Below are 18,978 nucleotides of genomic sequence, written 5' to 3'. Positions count from 1 at the left end.
GAACATCTTCGCGGCAGCGGTGTGGGTCCAGCCGGTTTCCACGATCAGGCGGGCAAGACGTAGACGAGCGCGTGGGGTCAGTGCGGCGTTAGCGTGGGACATGAAGGCCTCCGGTGGGTGAAGCGGTACCTCGACAGCTCCACTTCACAACCGGAGGCCTTCGCCTGTCAGACAGGCTCACCGCCAGGTAGCGGGACAACCTCCCTGGACATCACAGCTAGCGAGCCTCGAAACCACACCCCTGCCGCCCGAGTGGTTTCGAGGGCCGCTAGCGCGGCCACCTCAACCACCGGGGTGCGCGGCCACCTCAACCACCGGTGGCTCATCGTCGGCACGAAACACCGCCGGTCCCGGTGGTCGAGGTGCTCGCGCCAGCGAGCCTCGAAACCACGTCGTGGATGCAGGGGGTGGTTTCGAGGGCCGCTAGCGCGGCCACCTCAACCACCGGGGTGAGCGGCCACCTCGACCACCGGGGTGAGCGCGCCGCTACGCCTCGCGCCCGACGGGCAGGCGCGGGACGCCGCCGAGGCCGCGGCGGTAGCGCACGTGCGACGCGAACGGCGACAGCACGTCGTACAGCGTCGCGTGCGCCGCCCACGCGAGCGGCTCGTCGCCGTGGCGCCACGTCTCGCCGAACGCCACCCACGCCGGCACCCAGCCGGCCGCGACGTCCCACGCCCCGCGCCGGGCCTCGACGAGGCGCCGGCGGATGACGTGCGCGGCCTGGCGGCCGTCGGCGTACACCCCCGCCGTGCTCACCGGCCACAGCCACAGGTCGCGCCCGGCGAGGTCCAGCTCGAGGTCGTGCAGCACCGCCGGGTCCACCAGGACCGTCAGCACGTTCTCGTGGGGCCGCCGCCGCATGCGTCCACGCTAGACCCGCGCGGCCGCGCGCGGGGAGTTCCCGACGTACCACTCCAGGTGCCGGCGCGCCGCGGCCTCCCACGTGTACGACGCGGCGAGCGCGCGGCCGGGCGCGGGGTCGCCGGGCTCGCGCAGGGCGGCGTCGAGCGCCCGGGTGAAGTCCTCGACACCGGCACCGAACCGGACCGTGCCGCCCAGCACCTCCCGCAGCACGGGCAGGTCGCGGGCCACGACCGGCACGCCCGCGGCCAGCGCCTCCATGGCGGCGAGCCCGAAGCCCTCCTTCGTCGAGGTGAATCCCAGCACCGCCGCCTCGGCGACCAGCGACGGCAGCGCCGGGTCGTCGACCGGGCCGAGCACGACGGGCCCGACGCCGAGCGCCGCGGCCCGGGCGTCGAACGCGGCCCGGTAGTCGCGGTAGTCGAACAGCGTCTCCCCGCCGCCGACCACCAGCTCGAGGTCGGCGTGGTCGGGCGACGACGCCCGCAGCCGCGCGAACGCCTCCAGCAGGTCGAGGGTGCCCTTGCGCGGCTCGATGCCGCCGAGCGCCAGCACGTAGCGCCCCAGGCGCCGGGCCCACGCCGCCCGGCCCGCCCGGTCGGCGGCCCCGGCCGCGAACCGCGCCGCGTCGACGCCGTTGGGGATGACCACGGGCGCCCGGCCCCAGCCGGCGGAGACCTCGGCCGCCACCGCGGCCGAGACGCACGCGAGCGCCGCCGGCTGCGCGACCGCCCGGTCGTGGCACGCCACCAGCGCGGGCGTGGTGAAGGTGTCGAGGTGGTGGACGGTACGGCGGCACGCGACGCCCGCGCGCAGCACGGCGTTGGCGCTGATGCAGTCCTGGGCGTGGACGACGTCGTACCCGCCCGCGGGGTCCGCGACGGCGGCCGCGAACGCGGCGCCCAGCACCGCGATCGACCGCTCGATCCGGTCGCCCACGGGCTCGCCGTCGACGCCCGGGAAGGGCACGGCCCACACCCCGACGCGGGGGTCGACGGGCCGGAAGAAGGCGGCGTCCCCGCCGCGGCCCAGCGTCCACACGTCGACCGCGTCGACGCCCTGCGCAGGCCCCAGCGCGACGAGCGCCTCGGCGAGCGCCAGGGTGTGGACGACCCCGCCGCGCGGCTTCGTCGAGTAGGTCAGCAGCGCGATCCTCACGGCGCCGGCTCCCCCGTCGCCGTCACGCGGGGAGCGGCACCGGCCGCCGCACCGGCAGCCGCGTCGGCAGCCGCGTCGGCGGCCCGGAGAGGCCCGTACGCCGCGGGCCGGCGCTCGGCGAGGTGGTGCAGCAGCCGCCGGGCGCGGGCGACCTCGCGCTCCACGTCGACCTCGGCGACGGCCAGCCCGCCCTTCGACGACGTCCGCGCGAGCACGTCACCGCCGGGCCCGACCACCTTGGCCTGGCCGAGGAACCGCAACCCGCCCATCACGCCGGTCTGGTTGGCCGAGACCCACACGACCTGGTTCTCGGCGGCGCGGGCGGCGTCGTACAGGTCGAAGAGGCGCGACTGCCGGTCCTGCGGCAGCCGGGAGGCCCGGTCCGTCACGCTCGCGGGCCACGCCGACAGGCAGGCGAGGATGCCGGCGCCGTCGAGGGCCAGCGACCGCGCGGCCTCGGGGAAGGTCTTGTCGTAGTCGATGAGCAGGCCGAGGCGTCCCACCGGGGTGTCGAACGCGCCGAAGCCGTCGCCCGCCGCGTAGACCAGCGACTCCCCCGCCGGCTGGTGGACCTTCCGGTGCCGCCCGAGCACGCCGTCGCCGCTGACGCACAGGGCGGTGTTGTGCAGCACCGGCTGCAGCCCGTCGGGGCCCTCGAGCACCGCCTCCTCGGCGTACCCGAAGCAGACGACCATCTCCCGGGCCAGCCCGACGATCCGCCGCACCTCCCACGACGTCTCCTCCAGCGCCGGGGGCAGCGCGAGCGGGTCGGGGTGGCGCAGGTCGGAGAGGTAGCCGCCGAGCGTCGCGTCGGGCAGCACCAGCAGCCCCACGCCCGCCGCCCGGGCGTCGGCGACGATGCCCTCGATCTTCGCCAGGGCCCGCGGCACGTCGCGCCCGAAGTGGGCGGCGACGGCGCCGATGCGCAGGGCGGGCACCGCGGCCTAGCGTCCCGCGGGCACCGCGGCGAGCGGCCCCGGGGAGGTACGGCGGGCCAGCTCGGCGGCCGGGAGCGTCTCCGACGTCGGGCGCCCGGTGATGTGGCCGGCGACGTGCTCGGCGTCCGCGGCGATGCCGAGGAACCGCCCCGAGCCCCACGTGTGCAGCCACGGCAGCCCCAGGAAGAACAGCCCCGGCACCCCGCTCACCCCGCGCACGTGGGTGGGCCGGCCGGTGCCGTCGAACGCGCCGACGCGCACCCAGCGGTAGTCGGGCCGGTAGCCGATCGCCCACACCACCGTCGTGACCCCGGCCGCGGCCAGGTCGAGCGACGTCGGGTCCTCCGGGGGCACCCACACGGGCTCGTACGGCGGCTCCTCCGGCCCCGCGACCTGCGCGGCCGCCGGGTCCCGGGCGATGAAGGCGTCGACGTCACGGCAGATGGAGCGGTAGGTGTCGTCGGCGGCGTCGAGGGCCGCGGTCAGGGTGGGTCGGAACGACAGCCGCGTGCCACGCCCGTCGGCGAGCATCCCGTAGAGCCGCATGCCCTCGCGCGCGAACCGGCGCAGGTCGATGTCGCGGCCGCCGTCGCGGCCCGTCACGTAGTGGTTCGTCTTCTCGCGGGCGGCGACGCCGCCGGGGTACTGCGCCACCGCGGTGTCGTAGAGCCCCATCTCGGCGAGCCACGTCATCACGTCGCGTCCTCGGTGGAACCGCGCCACCCGGGGCGCGTCGCCCAGCGCCAGGTGGACGCGGCGGCCCGCGAGGTGGAGGTCCTCGGCGATCTGCGCGCCCGACTGCCCGGAGCCGACGACGAGCACCTCGCCGTCCGGCAGGTCGGCGGCCTGCTCGTACTCCGCGGAGTGCAGCTGCGTGAGCGCCGGGTCCAGCGCCGCGGCCCAGGCCGGGACGATCGGCTGGTGGTACCCGCCGGTGGCGACGACGACGTGGTCGGCCTCCCACCGCTCGGCCCCGTCCGGACCCTCCGCGTCGACGACGAACCCGCCGCCCTCGCGCTGGGTGAGGGCGACCACCCGCGTGCGCTCGCGCAGCGGCGGGCCGAAGGTGCCGGCGTACCCCGCGAGCCAGGCGACGACCTCGTCGCGCGTCATGAACCCGTCGGGCTCGGGCCCGTCGTAGGCGTAGCCGGGCAGCCGGCAGTGCCAGTTCGGGGTGACCAGGGTGAAGCTCGCCCAGCGGGTGTCGGCCCACTCGTGGGCGGCGGTGGCGGCCTCGAGCACGACGTGGTCGACGCCGTCGCGGGTGAGGAACCAGCTGGTCGAGAGGCCGGCCTGGCCGCCGCCGACGACGACGGTGCCGGTGCGGTGGGTGGTCGGGGCGGTGGGGCTGCTGCTCATCGGGAGGTCTCCTGCGGCAGGGGCGGGTGGAGCCGGAGCACCTCGACGCGGGCGTCGGGGGCGTGGGCGGCGACCAGGGCGTCGATGCGCTCCAGCGACGCCGCGGAGGCGCTGCACGCGAACCCGTAGCGGGCGCGCACCCGCTCGCTCCCCTCCGCGAGGGCCGCTGCGGCCCGGTCGCGGAACTCGCGGACGGTGTACGACGCGCCCGCGTCGAGGTGGTCGTGCACCACCAGCGAGGGCGACCAGCAGTCGGTGACCGCGCCGTCGGGCCAGCGGACGGTGAAGGTCAGCTCAGGCACGGGCGGGCTCCGCGGTCGCGAGCGGCAGGCCGCGCGCCAGGTCCTCGGGGTACGTCTCGGGGCGGCGGTCGCGCAGGTGGAACATCGCCCGGCGCGCCGTCTCCAGTGCGGCGGGCACGTCGAGGCGGGCCACGGCGAGCCCGGCGTCGAGGCCGGTCGACGCCAGCACCTCGCCGCCCGGGCCGACGACCTTCGCGTTGGCGACGAAGCGCAGCGAGCCGAAGGTGCCGTGCTGGTTCGAGGCCACCCACACCACCTGGTTCTCCAGGGCCCGGGCCGCGTCGAAGAGGTTGAACCGCTGGGTCCAGCGGTCCTCGGCGAGCGAGGCGCCGCTCGCGGTGCGCGAACCCGGCCACGCCGAGATGCACGCGATCACCTCGGCCCCGTCGACGGCGAGCGCGCGGGCCGCCTCGGGGAACGCCTTGTCGTAGCAGATGAGGGCGCCCACCCGCCCCGCCGGCGTGTCCACGGCACCGTAGGAGTCGCCGGCGGCGTAGAAGAGGCCCTCGCCCAGCGGCTGGTGCACCTTGCGGTGCGCGCCCAGCACGCCGTCGCCGCTGACGATCGCGGCCGTGTTGTAGCGCTCGGCGCCGTCGGACTCGCACAGGCCGACGACGAGCGTCATCTCCCGCGCCAGGGCGGCGACGCGGCGCAGCTCGGGGCCCGCGAGGTCCATGACCGGGGGCAGGTCCTCGGGCTGCTCGTCGTGACTGCCGTCGCGGCCGCGGCCGAGCACGGAGAGGTAGCCGCCGAGGCAGGCCTCGGGCAGGGCCAGCAGGGTGACGCCCTGCGCGCGGGCCTCGTCGACGAGGGCGGCGACCTGGGCCAGGTTCTGCTCGACGTCGCGGCCGAAGCCGGCGCACGCGGCGGCGACGGCGGTCCCGGCGGTGGTGGGGGTGGCTCCGGTGGGGGTGGAGGGGGTGCTCATGCGGGTCCCATTCCTGTGACGGTGTGGCGGACGGCCTCGGTGACGACCCCGTCGGGCCAGCGCAGGCCGACCCCCGTGCCGGGGGTGAGCGCGCCGCAGACGGCGGTGTCGACGTGGTCGGGCAGGTCCCGGACACCCGGGGCGGGCGCCCGCTCGGCGCTCACCACCGCGAAGCCGGGGAAGCAGGTGAGCCAGTCGCCGGCCGCGGCCCCCGCCGGGGCGGGTACGGCGGACACGTCGAGCACGACGCGACAGCCGCTGGCCTCGGCGAGCATGCCGGTGGTGCCGACGAGGCCGGTCATGGAGACGTCCTTGGCGGCGGTCGGCGCGAGCGCCGGGACCACGCGGGCCTGGGCGCGCAGCTCGGCCGGGGAGCGGCGGGACGTGGAGTCCCACTGCGTCCCGGTGTAGCCGGGGCGCCAGCCGCCGCCGAGGTCGGCGGTGACGCGCAGCGCGTCGCCGGGGCGACCCCCGCCACCGGGCACGGGCCGGGGCAGCGAGGGGTCGGTGCGGCCGAGCGCGGTGACCGAGAGCGCGCCGGGCACCCCGAGCTGGGTGTGGCCCCCGAGCACGGGCACGCCCCACGCCGCGGCCGCCTCCCCGAGCCCGCGCAGCACCCGGCGGGCGAAGGAGGCGTCGCGGGCGCCGACGGCGTCGAGCAGCCCGACCGGCGCGGCGCCCATCGCGGCGAGGTCGTTGACGTTGACGAGCACGGCGCACCACCCGGCCCACTCGGGGTCGCGCTCGACCATCGACGGCAGGATCGCGTCGCAGGCGGCGACCAGGTCGCTGCCGGGCACCGGGGCGCCGTCGTCCCCGACGTACCCCGCCGGGACCCCGGCCGCGAGCTCCCCCAGCAGCCCGCCGAGGGCGGCCTTGGTGGCGTCGGCGAGCCGTTGCACGCGGTCGACGGGCCAGTCCATGACGACGTGCGGCACACCGTGGGCGTCGACCGCCGCGCGGGTGCGCCAGCCGAGGTGGCGGAAGAGCCGCTCGTTGCCGGCTTGCACGACGGCGTCGAAGCGCAGGGCCCCGGCGGCCTCGGCCCGGGCGCAGGCGGCGCGCACGAGCGCGGGCCCGACGCCCCCGGCGCGGCGCGCCGCGGGGGTCACGACGAGCCGGCTCCCGCGCCACCAGCCGAGGTCGCGGACGGGCGGGACCCCGTCGCGCCCCGGAGCCGGGTGCAGCCGCACCCCGCCGAGCACGCTGCCGTCCGCGGCGCGGGCCAGCAGCACCACGGTGCGGGGGTCGGCGTCGGCGAGGTCGGTGTCGTCACCGGCGAAGAGCCCCTGCTCGGCGACGAAGACCTCGCGCCGCAGGCGGCGGTACGCCGCGTGGTCGGCCGGCCCGTCGGCCTCGACCAGCACCCAGGCGGGGGTGTCGGGGGTGCCGGGGGTGGCCGCGCCGGGCGGGGCGGGCTCGCTGCCGGGTACGGCGGGGGGTGCGGGTCGCCGTACCCCGGCGAGGACCGGCAGGTCGAGGCCCACCTCAGGCCCCCTCGCAGGACAGGGCGGAGCACGCGCCGCAGGCGGCGCAGCCCGCGGACTGCGCGGCGCCCGCCATCCCGGCCCGCCGCAGGGCGGCGGCGACGCGGGTGGTCACGGAGCCGACGACCCGCGGGTCGGGTGCGCCGACGAGGTCGACGTCGGTGGCGAGGGTGCCGGCCAGCGGGCGGAAGGGCACGACGAAGGGGTAGACGCCCATCGCGATGAGCTCCTCCGCCCCCGCGACGAGCTCGTCGGGGTCCTCGCCGAGGCCGACGAGCAGGTACGTCGAGACCTCGTTCCACCCGAAGACGCGGACGGCCTCGGCCCAGGCGGCGCGGTACTCGGCCATCGGCACGGCGCCCTTCCCGGGCATCCAGCGCCGCCGCACCTCGTCGTCGAGGGACTCGACGTGGATCCCGATGGAGCGGGCGCCCGCGTCGTGCAGCTCGGTGATCGTGGCCAGGTCACCGGGCGGCTCGCACTGCACCTGGACGGGCAGGTCGGGCAGGACCGCGTGCACGGCGCGCACGCAGCGGGCGAGGTGGGTGGCGCCGCGGTCGCGGCCGTTCGAGGTGCCCGTGGTCATGACGACCTGCGTGATGCCGTCGAGCTCGTGGGCGGCGAGGGCGACCTCGGCGATCTGCGCCGGGGTCTTCACCGCCACGGTGGCGCCGGCGCGCAGCGACTCCTCGATGGCGCAGAAGCGGCAGCGCTCGGGCTCGTCGTAGCGCACGCAGGTCTGCACGACGGTGGTGGCGAGCACGTTCGCGGAGTGCAGGCGGGCGATCTGGTCGTAGGGCACGCCGTCGGCGGTGGTGAGGTCGTAGAAGCGGGGGCGGCGCACGGCCTCGACGCCCATGCCGGTGTCGGCGCCGTCGAGCAGCAGCTTGCCGCCGCGCACGGAGTAGGGGCTGCGCGGGTTGAGGGGGATGGCCGCACCGACCCCGTCGAGGAGGACGTGCCCGTCGTCGCTCGGGCCCGCGCCCGCGCGGCGCGCGACCGGTGCGTCGAGCAGCCGGATGCCCTGGATGGCGACGTCCACCCGGGTGGAGGAGGGGGTCGGTGCGGTCATCGTCCGCGCCTCAGAGGTTGTAGACCGAGTTGATGATGGCGCCCTTGTTGGCGAAGTGGATGACGCAGTCCTGCACGTCGAGCGGGTGGCAGGGGATGACGCCGGCGATGAGGTCCTCCTCGCGCTGGCCGTGCAGCGCCATGCCGAAGCGGCAGCAGAAGACCGTGCCGCCCTCGGCGATGAAGGTCTTGATGGAGTCGTTCATGTTCTGGTTGCCGGGGAAGGCGACGTCGCCGGTCGTCGGGAAGCCGCGGGTGTCGGCGCAGGCCAGCGCACCGGGGCCGTAGAAGTAGAGGACCGACTCGAAGCCCTTGCGCAGCGCCCGGGTGGCCTGCAGGACGGCGACGAAGCTGACCGAGCTCTCGTGCGGGATGCCGTGCACGAGGGTGAGGTAGCTCTGCCCCTCGCTGGCCTGGTAGTCCGGGAAGATCTTCGTCGAGCCGTAGAGGTTGGTCCCCTTCGCCTGCGAGGGGTGCGGGATCTCCGCGACGGACTTCTCGATGTTGGCCATGATCTCGTCGTCGAACGTGGGCATCGTCTGCTCCTGTGGTCGGTGCTGCGGGGGTGGGTGCCGGTGCGGCGGGTGGGTGGCGGTACGGCGGGTGGGTGCGGCGGGCGGGTCAGGCGCCGTACAGCGCCTCGAAGTTGCCCCGGAAGAGCGCGGCGGTGAGCTCGGGGTCGTCGGTGGCGGCGGCCAGGCGGGCGTGCTCGCCGGCGTGGTCGCCCCAGGGGGTGTCGGTGGCGAAGAGCACGCGGTCGTGGCCGGTGCCGCGCCGCTCGATCTCCCGGCACAGCCACAGCGGCGCGAAGCCGATGGCCCACGAGGTGTCGGTGTAGACCTGCTTGCCCGCCTCGATCCAGTCGAAGAAGCGGCCGCCGATGAGCTTCATGTGACCGCTCATGCCGCCGCCGAGGTGGACGAGGTGGATCTTGGTGGCGTCGCCGTAGCGCTCGACGAGCTCGCCGACCCGGTCGACGTCGGAGGCGGCGCCGGGCGAGGTGTGCACGTGGACGACGAGGTCGAGCTCGGCGGCGGTGGTGAAGATGCGCTCGAGCTCGACCTGGCAGTCGGGGTCGTCGACGTCGCCGCCGAGCAGGAAGCTGGTCTTGAGGGCCGCGACCCCCTCCTCGCGGGCGAGGGCGAGCGCGCTGTCGTTGCGGGCCGCGTCGGCGGCCTTGGGCGAGACCCACAGCCCGCAGCGCACGCGGTCGTCGGCCTGCGCCGCCTCGAGGGCCAGGTGGTTGAGCCCGAACGACACGTCGGGGTCGGGCACGCCGTAGTTGGGCAGCACCAGCGCCCGCTCCGTGCGCTCGGCGTCGAGGTCGCGCACCAGCTCGGCGAGCGTCTCCCGGGCGGTCACGTCCGGGCTGATGGCGGGTCCCCCGTAGAAGGGGTACGCCGGCAGCCGGCCGATGTGCCGGTGCGCGTCGTGGGCGGTGGGGACCATGCGAGAAGTCCACGGCCCGGGTGTTTCCGAGTGGTTGCGGGCGGAACACGGTTCGCGCCGCGGCGCGTTAGATCGCGGTTACCTGGCGCGCCGGGGACTGCGGGTCACGAGCCGGCGGGGGGCGGGACCGGTGCTCGTCGGGCGGGCGGGCCCGGCGTCTGCGGGCGGGGGCGGGGGGTACCGGGCCGGTCACGGAACCCCTCGCCCGCCCCTCCCACCCCCCTGCCAGCCCGCGTGCCGGTCCCTCCCGCCGGCCCCCCGAGACGGAGGACGCCCCCGTGGCCCAACCCCGCCTGCTGCCCGTCCACATGCCGTCGCGTCCCGTCGGCGTCGCCCTCGTGCTGCACGGAGGAGGCTCCCGCCCCGGCAGCCCGATGGTGAGCCCGACGCAGCTCTCGGTGCTGCGGATGAAGCCCATCGCGCTGCGGGTGGCCCACCGCGCGAAGAACGTGGCGGTCTACCGCCTGCTCAACTCGCACCGCGGCTGGGACCCGTCCACGACACCGGTCCACGACGCGCGCTGGGCGATGGACGTGACCCGCGACCGGTGGGGCGACCTCCCGGTCGCCCTCGTCGGTCACTCGCTGGGCGGCCGTGCGGCGCTGCTGGCCGGTTCGGCCCCGGACGTGCGGTGCGTGGTCGCCCTCAACCCGTGGGTGCTGCCCAGCGACGTCGCGGACCTCCGGGGGCGGCGCGTGCTGGTCGTGCACGGCTCGGCCGACCGGATCGCCCCGATCGAGCGGGCCCGCGTCGTGGCCGACCGCCTGGCCCGCACCACCGACGTCACCTTCGAGGTGGTCGAGGGCGCCAAGCACGCCATGCTGCGCCAGGGCGCCCAGTTCGAGAAGCGCGCCGCCGAGTTCGTGGCCGAGACGCTGGGGGCGGGGCGCGCCGCGCGCTGACCGGCGCACCCCTCGCTCACCCTTCGAGCGGGGCCGCGCGGGTCAGGCGCGACCGAGGCGCTTGACCCGCTCCACCCGGTCGTGGGCGATCGCGGCGCGGGCGGCGTTGCTGCCCGGGGCCCCGTGCACCCCGCCGCCGGGGTGGGCCGAGGCCGAGCCGAGGTAGAGCCCCCGGATCGGGGTCTCCGCCCGCCCCCAGCCGGTGACCGGCCGGAAGAAGAGCTGCTGGTGGATCTGCGCCGTACCCCCGTTGATGGAGCCGCCCATCAGGTTCGCGTCCCGGGCCTCCATCTCGTGGGGTCCCAGCACGCGGCGGGCGCGGACGCGGTCGCCGAAGCCGGGGGCGAGCCGCTCGAACCGGGCCTGGACCCGGTCGGCGAACCGCTCGCACTCGCCGCGGTCCCAGCGGCCGGTGAGGCCCTCGCCGCCGGCGTCGTCGCGCACCTCCTGCGGCACGTGCGTGTAGGCCCAGAGCGACTCGGTCCCGGCGGGCGAGCGGGAGGGGTCGGCCGTCGTCATCTGGCCGACGAGCAGGAACGGGTCGGCGGGGACCGAGCCGTTGCTGACCATGTGGAGCGCGTCGGCCATCTGGTCGACGGAGTCGGCGACGTGGACGGTGCCGGGCGCGTGCTCGGGCTGCACGGCCCAGGGCACGGGGCCGTCGAGCGCCCAGTCCACCTTGACGGTGCCGGGGTCGAGCGAGAAGCCCTCGAGCCGGCGGCGGAACCGGTCGGGGAGGTGGTGGGCGGCGACGAGCCCGCCGTACAGCTTCGGGGCGACGACGTCGGCGACGACGGCGCGGCGGGCGCCGAAGCGCTCGCCCGCGGCCATCACGCCGGTGGCGCGGCCGTCGCGCACGTCGACCGCGGTGACCTCGGCGCCGCAGCGCACCTCGCCGCCGCGGGCGACGAGACGACGCTCGAGCGCGGCGGCCAGCTCGCCGGCGCCGCCGGCGGGGACGGGGAAGCCGACGGTCTGGGCGAGCATCGACATGAGGACGCCCATGAGGCCAGAACCGGGGGCGTCGAGCGGGATGTCGGCGTGGCCGGCGTTGCCCGCGAGGAGCAGGCGCGGTCCCGGGCCGCCGAAGAGCTCGCGACCGACGTCGGCGACGGGGCTCAGCAGCATGCGGACGAGGTCGAGCCCCCCGGCACGCCGCAGCTTCGTGGCGGCGCGCAGGCCCGAGCGCACCGGCGGGAACGGGGCGAGGAGCGCGTGCACGACCTCGTCGCCGATGTGGTCCCAGGTGGCGCACAGGTCGAGCCACGCCTGCCCGTCACCGGGGTGCAGTCGCTCGAGCCCGGCGGCGGTCACGTCCCGGTCGCGGTGCAGGATCGCCCAGCCGCCGGGGGTCGCGTGGCCCAGCACCGCCGGGGGGTGCAGCCACTCCAGGCCGTGCTCCTCGAGGCGGAAGTCGCGCAGCGTCGGGGACGCGGCGGCCAGCGGGTAGAAGGCGCTGAACGTGTCGTGCACGAAGTCGGGGTCGACCCCGCGGTCGCTGGCGACGGCGCCGCCGACCTTCGGCTGGGCCTCGAGCACGAGCACCGACCAGCCGGCGTCGACGAGCAGGTTGGCGGCGACCAGGCCGTTGGGGCCGGCGCCGATGACGACCGCGTCGTAGGTGCTGGTCACGAGCCGCGCACCGCGCGCTTGATCTCGCGGACCACCGCCGTCAGGCCGCTGCCGTGCCCGCCGCTGAGGTCGTGCCCGTCGGGCACGGGGTCGAGCACGCTGCCGGGTCCGGGGGTCGCGGGCTTGCGCTCGGCGGCGATGGCCCGGAAGGCGGGGGTGACGATCGCGTCGTACACCTTCGGCGCCGCGGTGAACCCGAGGCGCAGCAGGTGGTTGGCGGTGCTCAGCTGCGACGCACGGCGGCGGCCCTCGAGGGTCGCGACCACCTGGCGGGCGGTCTTCTCCGCCGACGCGACGGGGAACGGCGGACGACCCCGGACGCCCGTCGTCGCCGCGTTCGCGTAGATGGGCGTGTCGACGCCGCCCGGCGCGACGTACTCGACCCGCACGCCCGGCAGGTCGCGGTTCTCGATCTGCAGCTCGCGGGCCAGCGCCCGCACGCCCCACTTGCTCACGACGTACGGCGTCATCGTCGGCGTCGCGACGTGGCCCAGGACCGAGCCGACGAAGAGCAGCGTGCCGCGCTCCTGGCGGCGCAGCACCGGCAGCGCGTGGCGGGCGACGGCGATGGAGCCGAGCAGGTTGGTGCGGAGCACGCCGTCGACCACGTCGGTCGGCTGCTCCTCGAGGCGGCCGTAGGAGGCGACGCCCGCGCAGCTGACGACGGCGTCGAGGCGTCCGTCGCGGCCCTGCGCGGTCTCGACGAGGCGGGCCACGGCCGCGTCGTCCCCGACGTCGGTCACGACGGCGATGGCCGAGGCGGCGCCGGCGCGCACGCACGACTCGACGGCGCGGTCGAGAGCCGCGCGGTCGCGGGCGGCCAGCACGAGGTGGTGCCCGGCGGCGGCCAGCTGCTGGGCGACGCCGAGGCCGATGCCGCTCGAGGCGCCCGTGACGAGGACGACGGAGCCCGGGGCGAGGCCGGCGCTCACGCCCGACCCTCCGCGAGCAGGGCGAGGCGGCGCAGGCCCTCGACGTTGCGGACGCCGATGCCGACGCCGCGCAGCGGCTTCGGCATCAGGGTGCCCGGTCCCTTCACGGCGTCCTCCTCGAGGATGATGCGGGTGCCCGTGCCCTCCGGGCGCAGCGTGATGGTGATGCTGGCCTCCCCCATCGGCCAGCCGCGGGCCCGCAGGCGGAGCCGGGTGCCGGGCTCGACCTCCTTCACCACGGTCGCGTCGTCGATGAGGAGCGGCCAGGCGCCGAACGAGTGGTGGATGCGGGTGCCGACGGCCGGCCAGCCCTCGTCCACGCCACGGATGCGCGAGGCACCGACGACCCACAGCGGGTACAGCCAGCCGTCGGCCAGCACCTCCCAGACCTGTTCGGGCGTGGCGGTCGTGACGCGTTCGTTGCGTGCCATGCGCGCCCGGTACCCGTCGCCCTCCCGTCCACACGGAGTGTGAGGTGGTCGGCAGGCGCGGGGGTACGGCGGGGCCGCACGGGTCGGGGGTACGGCGGAGGCGGGGCCGCGCGGGGGCGGGGCTGCGCGGGTTGGGGCGGGCGCGGGATGATGGGCGGGTAACCCGCTGGAGAGGACGTCGATGTCGTCGAGCACCCCGCGGCGCCGTCGGCGCCGTCTCCTCGCGGCGGTCGTGGTGGTCGTCGTCGGGCTGCTCGTGCTCGACCGGGCGCTGCCGGGTGTCGAGGTGAGCACCGCCGGGGAGTCGAGCGCTCCCGCGCCCGGCGCCGACGTGTCGACGGGCTGGGTGCGGGTCGACCAGGCATTCCCCGAGGCCGCGCTGGGCGAGCTCGACACCCTCGTCGCCGGGCCGGCGAGCGGTGACGACGGTCCTCGCTTCTTCAACGTGTGGGCGTCGTGGTGCGGACCGTGCGAGCGCGAGCTGCCGATCATGGAGGAGTTCGCCCGCACCACGACCGACGTCACCGTCGTCGGGGTCTCGCGCGACGCCGCCCGCGACGCGGCCGAGGGTGTCGTGGCCCAGCACGGCCTGTCGTTCGCGAACTTCCTCGACGCCGACGAGCAGTTCGCGGACCAGGTCGGCACCGCCGTCGACCGCCGCTTCCTCCCCGCCTCGTTCCTCGTCGAGAACGGCCGCGTCACCTGGGCCCACCTCGGCGAGTTCCGCTCGCTCGAGGAGCTGCAGCGCGACGTGGCGCAGCGCCTCGGCACCTGACCGAGGCAGTTGGCGCAGCGCCGGTGGGCGAGGTGGGCGAGGTGGGCGAGGTGGGCAAGGTGGGCGAGGTGGCCGCGCGGCAGTGCGGTGGTTGAGGTGGCCGCGCTTGTCCGGTGGTTGAGGTGGCCGCGCTAGCGGCCCTCGAAGCCACGAGGGGTTGCCGAGCGTGGCTTCGAGGGGTTGCCAGAGCAACCCACCTCGACCACCGACAGATCCCGGTGGTCGAGGTGGCCGCGCTGGTCCGGTGGTTGAGGTGGCCGCGCGGCACTCAGGTGGTTGAGGTGGCCGCCCCAGCGGCCCTCGAAACCACGAGGGGGTCCCCGGGCGTGGCTTCGAGGGGTGGCCAGAGCAACCCACCTCAACCACCGACAGATCCCGGTGGTCGCGGTGGCCGCGGGGCGTCATCGGTGGTTGAGGTGGCCGCGCTAGCGGCCCTCGAAACCACGGTGCGGCTGAGGGGGGCTGCTCAGTTCCGCCGGGTGAACCTGAGCTTGCCGGTGCCGAGTGTCTCGGTGAGGTACGTCGGGTCGTGCGCCACGCGGTGGTGGCGCCAGCACAACAGCCGGCCGCGTTCGACGGTGGTGTGTCCGCCGCGTGACCACGGGTCGTCGTGGTGGGCCTCGCACCAGTGCGGTGGGGCGTCGCAGTCTTCGGCGGTGCAGCCCTGGTCGCGCAGGATCATGGCGACGCGCTGGGGCTTGGTGTGGAACCGGGCGGCCCGGCCCAGGTCGAGGACCTCGCTCTTGGTGCCGAGCACCGCCGGTACGAGGTCCGCCCCGCACGCGAGGCGTCGGGCTTCGCCGGGCGAGATGCGGTGGCCGGTGTCGAGCGACGCCGCAGCGAGACCACCGGTGAGGGTGTCGACCTGCATGGTGACCACGACGGTGGCGCCGGCACCGGCGACGTCCGGGAGGTCGGCGTCGCGCATCCGCTCGATCAGCTCGACGAACGCCTGGCCGCGCCGCTCCCAGGACGGTCTCCCGTCGGTCGAGACGTCGGCGGGGCCGCCCGTAGCCTCAGCGCGGACATGGTCGCGGCGGGGTGAGGAGATGGCGTCGAGCATCTTCGCGAACATCGCGCCGTGCATCTCCGGCACCGTGAACCGGCCGTGCACGCAACCCTGGCCGTCCTCGCGCATCGTCAACCGCACCTTCGCGGCGGCCTCGCGCTCCTCCCGCGCCAGCAGCTCCGCCTCACGCGCCTCACCCACCGCGGGCGCGACCACGTCGAGGATCCGCCGGCCCAGCACCCGAAGAGCCTTCGCCTCGTGCTCACGGGCGAACCCGACCAGCGTGCGTTCCGCCTCGTCCCTGATCTCCGCGGTGACGCCTTCGCCCAGGTCGTCCAGCGCCCGCACCACCACCTCGACCTGACCAGGCGAGACACCGCCGGAGATGCCCGCGGCGGCGAGGGCGCCGTACCGCTCCTGCGTGGCGACCGCGGCACGGACCCGACGGTGGGCCTCGGCGCGCGGGACGCGGGTGGCGTTCGCGAACCACACGGCGGTGGATGGCGCACCTGTCGCGTCCTCGACACGCACGTCGGTGGCGTGGGCGAGTAGCCGCGACTGGAGGGCGGCGAGGCGGTTCGCCTCGCGCTCCAGCGCGACCAGCGCGGCACCCGTCTCGACCGGGCCTGCCGTCAGGAGACCGGCCTCGAACCCGTCGTCGATGACAGCGCCGAGACGCGCGGCCACCCCGACGAGGGGGTGCAGCGCGGTCTCGGTCATGAACCCATCACACCAGGGACCACCGACAGTTCCGACCGGAGACGACACCTCTCCACAGGACGAGTTTCCGCAGGTCAAGACGGGTCCGCACTGACCCTCTCGACCCCGGTCGTGGTTTCGAGGGCCGCTAGCGCGGCCACCTCAACCACCGGAGCAGCGCCTGGCCTACTCGACGTGGTTTCGAGGGCCGCTAGCGCGGCCACCTCGACCACCGGAACAGCGCCTGGCCTACTCGACGTGGTTTCGAGGGCCGCTAGCGCGGCCACCTCGACCACCGGACCAGCGCGGCCACCTCGACCACCGATCCGGCTCGCGGTCACCCACACGACCGCCGATCCGCGCGACCCACGCGTTCGAACACTTGTTCTATTCTGCCCGTGTGCCGCACCCACCGCCCGGTCCCGGACCCGTCCGTCCCGCGCGGGTGCAGCACGTGTGGGTGGACCTCACGGGCCACTGGGTGCACCCGCAGGCGGGGCTGCTCATGATGTGGCGGCGCAGCCCGACGCGCCCGGGCGACTGGGACGCCTTCGTCGTCACCATCGACCAGGCGGCGCGGGCGCACGGCGGCTCGCCGCGCGCCGTGCTGACGTGGGTCGAAGCAGCCCACGTGCGCCCCGTCAGAGCAGCTCGAACCGGATCCCGGCCTGCTGGAGGCGCCCCGTGAGGTGGTCGCCCATGGCGGTCGCCGTGGTCACCATGCCCGCGGTCGGCGGGTTGTCGTCGAGCAGCAGGCAGAGCGCCGACTCGGCGAGCATCGTCGCGGTCTCGGTGTAGCCGGGGTCCCCGCCGCTGACCCGGGCGTGGACGGTGCGCCCACCGCCCTCGGCGACGACGTCGACCGTGAACCAGGAGCGCTCGCGGCGCCGCTCGTCCGGCCCGTTGCCCTCCCCCACCTTGCGCTGCAGCGCGCGCCGCAGCGGTCCGACCTGCGCGGCCGCGGCGAGCGCGGAGACACCGACGGCGCCACCGGCCGCGTAGCGCAGCGTCTTCGTGCCGGCGTAGTGGGAGTACGTGAAGTCCGGCCCGTACGCCGGGTCGGCGGCGGCACTGCGCACCACGACCATCGGGTCGATCGTCGGCAGCGGGAGCAGCCAGTAGCCCAGCACGGGATCGCGGTGCGGCTTGCCCGCGGACCCGCGGACGCGGCGACCCTCCGGCCGACCCTCGGCCTTGCGGCGCTCCGCGTGGGTGCGGCTCATCGTGCGCGCCCGGGCGAACTGCTCGAGCGCCGAGTTGAGCGTGCCGGAGGACGACGAGGCGGCGGCCCGCACCACGCCGCGCGCCCGGATCGGCACGTCGTCGGGCAGTTGGCGCACCGCGAACCGCACCCCCAGGTCGTGCGGGATGGAGTCGAAGCCGCAGGCGTGCACGATGCGGGCCCCGGACGCCTCGGCCGCGGCGTGGTGGCGCAGCCACACGTCGTCGACGAACTCCGGCTCGCCCGTGCTGTCGACGTAGTCGGTGCCGGCGGCGGCGCAGGCGGCGACGAGCGGCTCGCCGTACCGCAGGAACGGCCCGACCGTCGTCAGCACCAGGCGCGTGCGCTCCGCCATCGCCCGCAGCGACGCGGCGTCGGAGGAGTCCGCGACCACCAGCTCGGGGGCGGCGGCGGATCCCTCGGGCAGCCCGTCCCGCACGGCGGCGAGCCGGCCCTCGTTGCGCCCGGCCAGCGCCCAGCGCAGGTCGGCGGGGGCGTGGCGGGCCAGGTAGGCGGCGGTGAGGCGACCGGTGAAACCGGTGGCTCCCAGGACGACGAGGTCGAGCTCGCGGTCAGCGCGTTCAGGCATGGCTCCCAACCTACGACGCGGCGTACGTTGGGACCATGTGCCGCAACATCCGTCCGCTCAACAACTTCGAGCCGCCGGCGACCGACGACGAGGTGGCGGCCGCCGCCCTGCAGTTCGTGCGCAAGGTCAGCGGCACCACCAAGCCGTCGCAGGCCAACCAGGCGGTCTTCGACCGTGCCGTCGCCGAGATCACGGCCATCACCCGCCAGCTCGTGGACGACCTGGAGACGAACGCGCCGCCGAAGGACCGCGACGTCGAGGCCGCCAAGGCCCGCGCCCGCGCCGAGCTGCGCTACGCGCGCTGAGGCGCCGTGACCCCCAGCCCCACCCCGGCCACCACCCCGGCCACCCCGGCCGCCCCGGCCACCGCCGCGACGACCGGCCGCTCGGCCGCGCCCGAGCACCGCGGCGCCGCCCTCGACCTGCTCGCCGGCCGGCGCCTCGTCGTGCTCGGCGGCGCGGGCCTCTCGACGGACTCGGGCATCCCCGACTACCGGGGCCCGGTCGCCGAGGGCCTGCCCCCGCGCCCGACGCCGATGACCTACGGCGACTTCGTCTCCGGCGAGGCGGCCCGGCAGCGCTACTGGGCGCGCAGCCACCTCGGCTGGGCCCGCATGCGGCACGCCGAGCCCAACGCGGGCCACCACGCCCTCGCCCGGCTCGACCCCGAGCTGCTCGTCACCCAGAACGTCGACGGCCTCCACGAGGCGGCCGGCACCCGCCGGGTCGTCGCCCTCCACGGCCGCATCGCCGACGTCGTGTGCCTCGACTGCCGCCGTACGTCGACGCGCGTCGCCCTGCAGCAGCGGATGGCCGCGGCCAACCCGGGCTGGACCGAGCGGCACGCCGACGTGGAGGTCCGTCCCGACGGCGACGTGGCGCTGGAGGAGACCCGCGACTTCGTCGTCCCGCCGTGCGAGGCGTGCGGCGGGGTGCTCAAGCCCGACGTCGTCTTCTTCGGCGAGAACGTGCCCGCCGCGCGCGTGGAGCGGTGCTTCGCCGCCCTCGACGCCCTCGACCCGGCCGACGGCGCCCTCCTGGCGGTGGGCACGTCCCTGACCGTGATGAGCGGCTTCCGGTTCGTGCGCCGCGCCGCCAAGGCGGGCCTGCCGGTCGTCGTGGTCAACCGGGGGGCGACGCGCGGCGACGAGCTCGCGACGTACGCCGTGGAGGCGGGCTGCACGCCGTTCCTGGTCGACCTGGTCCAGCCCTGATCCGGCCCCGACCCAGC

Annotated in this window: 20 protein-coding genes and 1 pseudogene; 5 read left to right on the top strand and 16 right to left on the bottom strand. The window is 76.1% G+C overall.

What is annotated here, in order from left to right; genetic code table 11:
- From INN71_RS17885 to INN71_RS17835, 11 genes and pseudogenes are all read right to left on the bottom strand, one after another.
- Positions 1-102, bottom strand: a pseudogene (locus tag INN71_RS17885) (IS481 family transposase); the annotation flags it as partial.
- Positions 103-486: 384 nt separating this feature from the next.
- Positions 487-864, bottom strand: coding sequence for a hypothetical protein (locus INN71_RS17880; RefSeq protein ID WP_277501149.1), 378 nt, complete (start codon positions 862-864; stop codon positions 487-489).
- A 9-nt stretch (positions 865-873) separates the two neighbouring features.
- Positions 874-2,022, bottom strand: a complete 1,149-nt coding sequence (locus INN71_RS17875) for an MSMEG_0565 family glycosyltransferase (RefSeq protein WP_277501150.1) — start codon at positions 2,020-2,022, stop codon at positions 874-876.
- Positions 2,019-2,960, bottom strand: a complete 942-nt coding sequence (locus tag INN71_RS17870; RefSeq protein WP_277501151.1) for a carbon-nitrogen hydrolase family protein — start codon at positions 2,958-2,960, stop codon at positions 2,019-2,021. The genes INN71_RS17875 and INN71_RS17870 overlap by 4 nt, the downstream gene beginning before the upstream one ends.
- 6 nt (positions 2,961-2,966) lie before the next feature.
- Entirely contained in the window at positions 2,967-4,319 is a 1,353-nt protein-coding gene (locus tag INN71_RS17865) for an MSMEG_0569 family flavin-dependent oxidoreductase (protein WP_301801438.1), read from the bottom strand.
- Positions 4,316-4,621 carry an MSMEG_0570 family nitrogen starvation response protein gene (locus INN71_RS17860; RefSeq protein WP_301801437.1) on the bottom strand — a complete coding sequence of 102 codons (306 nt, stop codon included), beginning with the start codon at positions 4,619-4,621 and terminating at the stop codon, positions 4,316-4,318. Before INN71_RS17860 ends, INN71_RS17865 begins: the two co-directional genes overlap by 4 nt.
- Positions 4,614-5,549, bottom strand: a complete 936-nt coding sequence (locus tag INN71_RS17855; protein ID WP_301801436.1) for a carbon-nitrogen hydrolase family protein — start codon at positions 5,547-5,549, stop codon at positions 4,614-4,616. Before INN71_RS17855 ends, INN71_RS17860 begins: the two co-directional genes overlap by 8 nt.
- Complete coding sequence (locus INN71_RS17850) at positions 5,546-7,036, bottom strand: MSMEG_0567/sll0787 family protein (protein ID WP_301801435.1); 1,491 nt, start codon at positions 7,034-7,036, stop codon at positions 5,546-5,548. Before INN71_RS17850 ends, INN71_RS17855 begins: the two co-directional genes overlap by 4 nt.
- A gap of 1 nt (position 7,037) precedes the next feature.
- The gene (locus INN71_RS17845) at positions 7,038-8,108 is read right to left on the bottom strand and encodes an MSMEG_0568 family radical SAM protein (protein ID WP_301801434.1); all 1,071 of its coding nucleotides are present in this window, start codon (positions 8,106-8,108) and stop codon (positions 7,038-7,040) included.
- Between the two features lie 10 nt (positions 8,109-8,118).
- Positions 8,119-8,643, bottom strand: coding sequence for an MSMEG_0572/Sll0783 family nitrogen starvation response protein (locus INN71_RS17840; RefSeq protein ID WP_277501157.1), 525 nt, complete (start codon positions 8,641-8,643; stop codon positions 8,119-8,121).
- A gap of 85 nt (positions 8,644-8,728) precedes the next feature.
- The gene (locus INN71_RS17835) at positions 8,729-9,556 is read right to left on the bottom strand and encodes an amidohydrolase family protein (protein WP_301801433.1); all 828 of its coding nucleotides are present in this window, start codon (positions 9,554-9,556) and stop codon (positions 8,729-8,731) included.
- 278 nt (positions 9,557-9,834) lie between these two features.
- Here INN71_RS17835 and INN71_RS17830 point away from each other — a divergent pair, with 278 nt between their 5' ends.
- Positions 9,835-10,458, top strand: coding sequence for a dienelactone hydrolase family protein (locus tag INN71_RS17830; protein WP_277501159.1), 624 nt, complete (start codon positions 9,835-9,837; stop codon positions 10,456-10,458).
- A gap of 42 nt (positions 10,459-10,500) precedes the next feature.
- Here the strand turns inward: INN71_RS17830 and INN71_RS17825 are convergent, their stop codons facing one another.
- The 3 genes from INN71_RS17825 to INN71_RS17815 are packed head-to-tail and all read right to left on the bottom strand — an operon-like array spanning position 10,501 to position 13,453.
- Complete coding sequence (locus INN71_RS17825; protein WP_301801432.1) at positions 10,501-12,090, bottom strand: NAD(P)/FAD-dependent oxidoreductase; 1,590 nt, start codon at positions 12,088-12,090, stop codon at positions 10,501-10,503.
- Positions 12,087-13,022: an SDR family oxidoreductase gene (locus INN71_RS17820; protein WP_277501161.1), complete on the bottom strand. Its 936-nt coding sequence runs from the start codon at positions 13,020-13,022 to the stop codon at positions 12,087-12,089. Before INN71_RS17820 ends, INN71_RS17825 begins: the two co-directional genes overlap by 4 nt.
- Positions 13,019-13,453 (bottom strand): SRPBCC family protein, encoded by a 435-nt coding sequence (locus INN71_RS17815; RefSeq protein ID WP_277501162.1) that lies wholly within the window; start codon positions 13,451-13,453, stop codon positions 13,019-13,021. The genes INN71_RS17820 and INN71_RS17815 overlap by 4 nt, the downstream gene beginning before the upstream one ends.
- A 181-nt stretch (positions 13,454-13,634) precedes the next feature.
- Between INN71_RS17815 and INN71_RS17810 the strand changes: the two genes are divergently transcribed.
- Positions 13,635-14,228: a TlpA disulfide reductase family protein gene (locus INN71_RS17810; RefSeq protein ID WP_277501163.1), complete on the top strand. Its 594-nt coding sequence runs from the start codon at positions 13,635-13,637 to the stop codon at positions 14,226-14,228.
- A gap of 466 nt (positions 14,229-14,694) precedes the next feature.
- Here the strand turns inward: INN71_RS17810 and INN71_RS17805 are convergent, their stop codons facing one another.
- The gene (locus INN71_RS17805; RefSeq protein ID WP_277501164.1) at positions 14,695-15,957 is read right to left on the bottom strand and encodes an HNH endonuclease signature motif containing protein; all 1,263 of its coding nucleotides are present in this window, start codon (positions 15,955-15,957) and stop codon (positions 14,695-14,697) included.
- A gap of 379 nt (positions 15,958-16,336) precedes the next feature.
- Here INN71_RS17805 and INN71_RS17800 point away from each other — a divergent pair, with 379 nt between their 5' ends.
- Entirely contained in the window at positions 16,337-16,624 is a 288-nt protein-coding gene (locus INN71_RS17800; protein WP_277501165.1) for a hypothetical protein, read from the top strand.
- Here INN71_RS17800 and INN71_RS17795 read toward each other — a convergent pair.
- Positions 16,578-17,747: a trans-acting enoyl reductase family protein gene (locus tag INN71_RS17795; RefSeq protein ID WP_277501166.1), complete on the bottom strand. Its 1,170-nt coding sequence runs from the start codon at positions 17,745-17,747 to the stop codon at positions 16,578-16,580. The genes INN71_RS17800 and INN71_RS17795 overlap by 47 nt on opposite strands.
- Before the next feature lie 35 nt (positions 17,748-17,782).
- Here INN71_RS17795 and INN71_RS17790 point away from each other — a divergent pair, with 35 nt between their 5' ends.
- Both INN71_RS17790 and INN71_RS17785 read left to right on the top strand, forming a co-directional pair.
- The gene (locus INN71_RS17790; RefSeq protein WP_277501167.1) at positions 17,783-18,052 is read left to right on the top strand and encodes a DUF2277 domain-containing protein; all 270 of its coding nucleotides are present in this window, start codon (positions 17,783-17,785) and stop codon (positions 18,050-18,052) included.
- 6 nt (positions 18,053-18,058) lie between these two features.
- Entirely contained in the window at positions 18,059-18,961 is a 903-nt protein-coding gene (locus INN71_RS17785) for an NAD-dependent protein deacetylase (protein ID WP_301801430.1), read from the top strand.
- Positions 18,962-18,978: the final 17 nt, after the last annotated feature.

It is taken from the genome of Nocardioides sp. ChNu-153 (genome assembly GCF_030466625.1).
Taxonomy (GTDB): Bacteria; Actinomycetota; Actinomycetes; order Propionibacteriales; family Nocardioidaceae; genus Nocardioides.
This window is presented reverse-complemented; position numbering and strand designations above follow the sequence as displayed.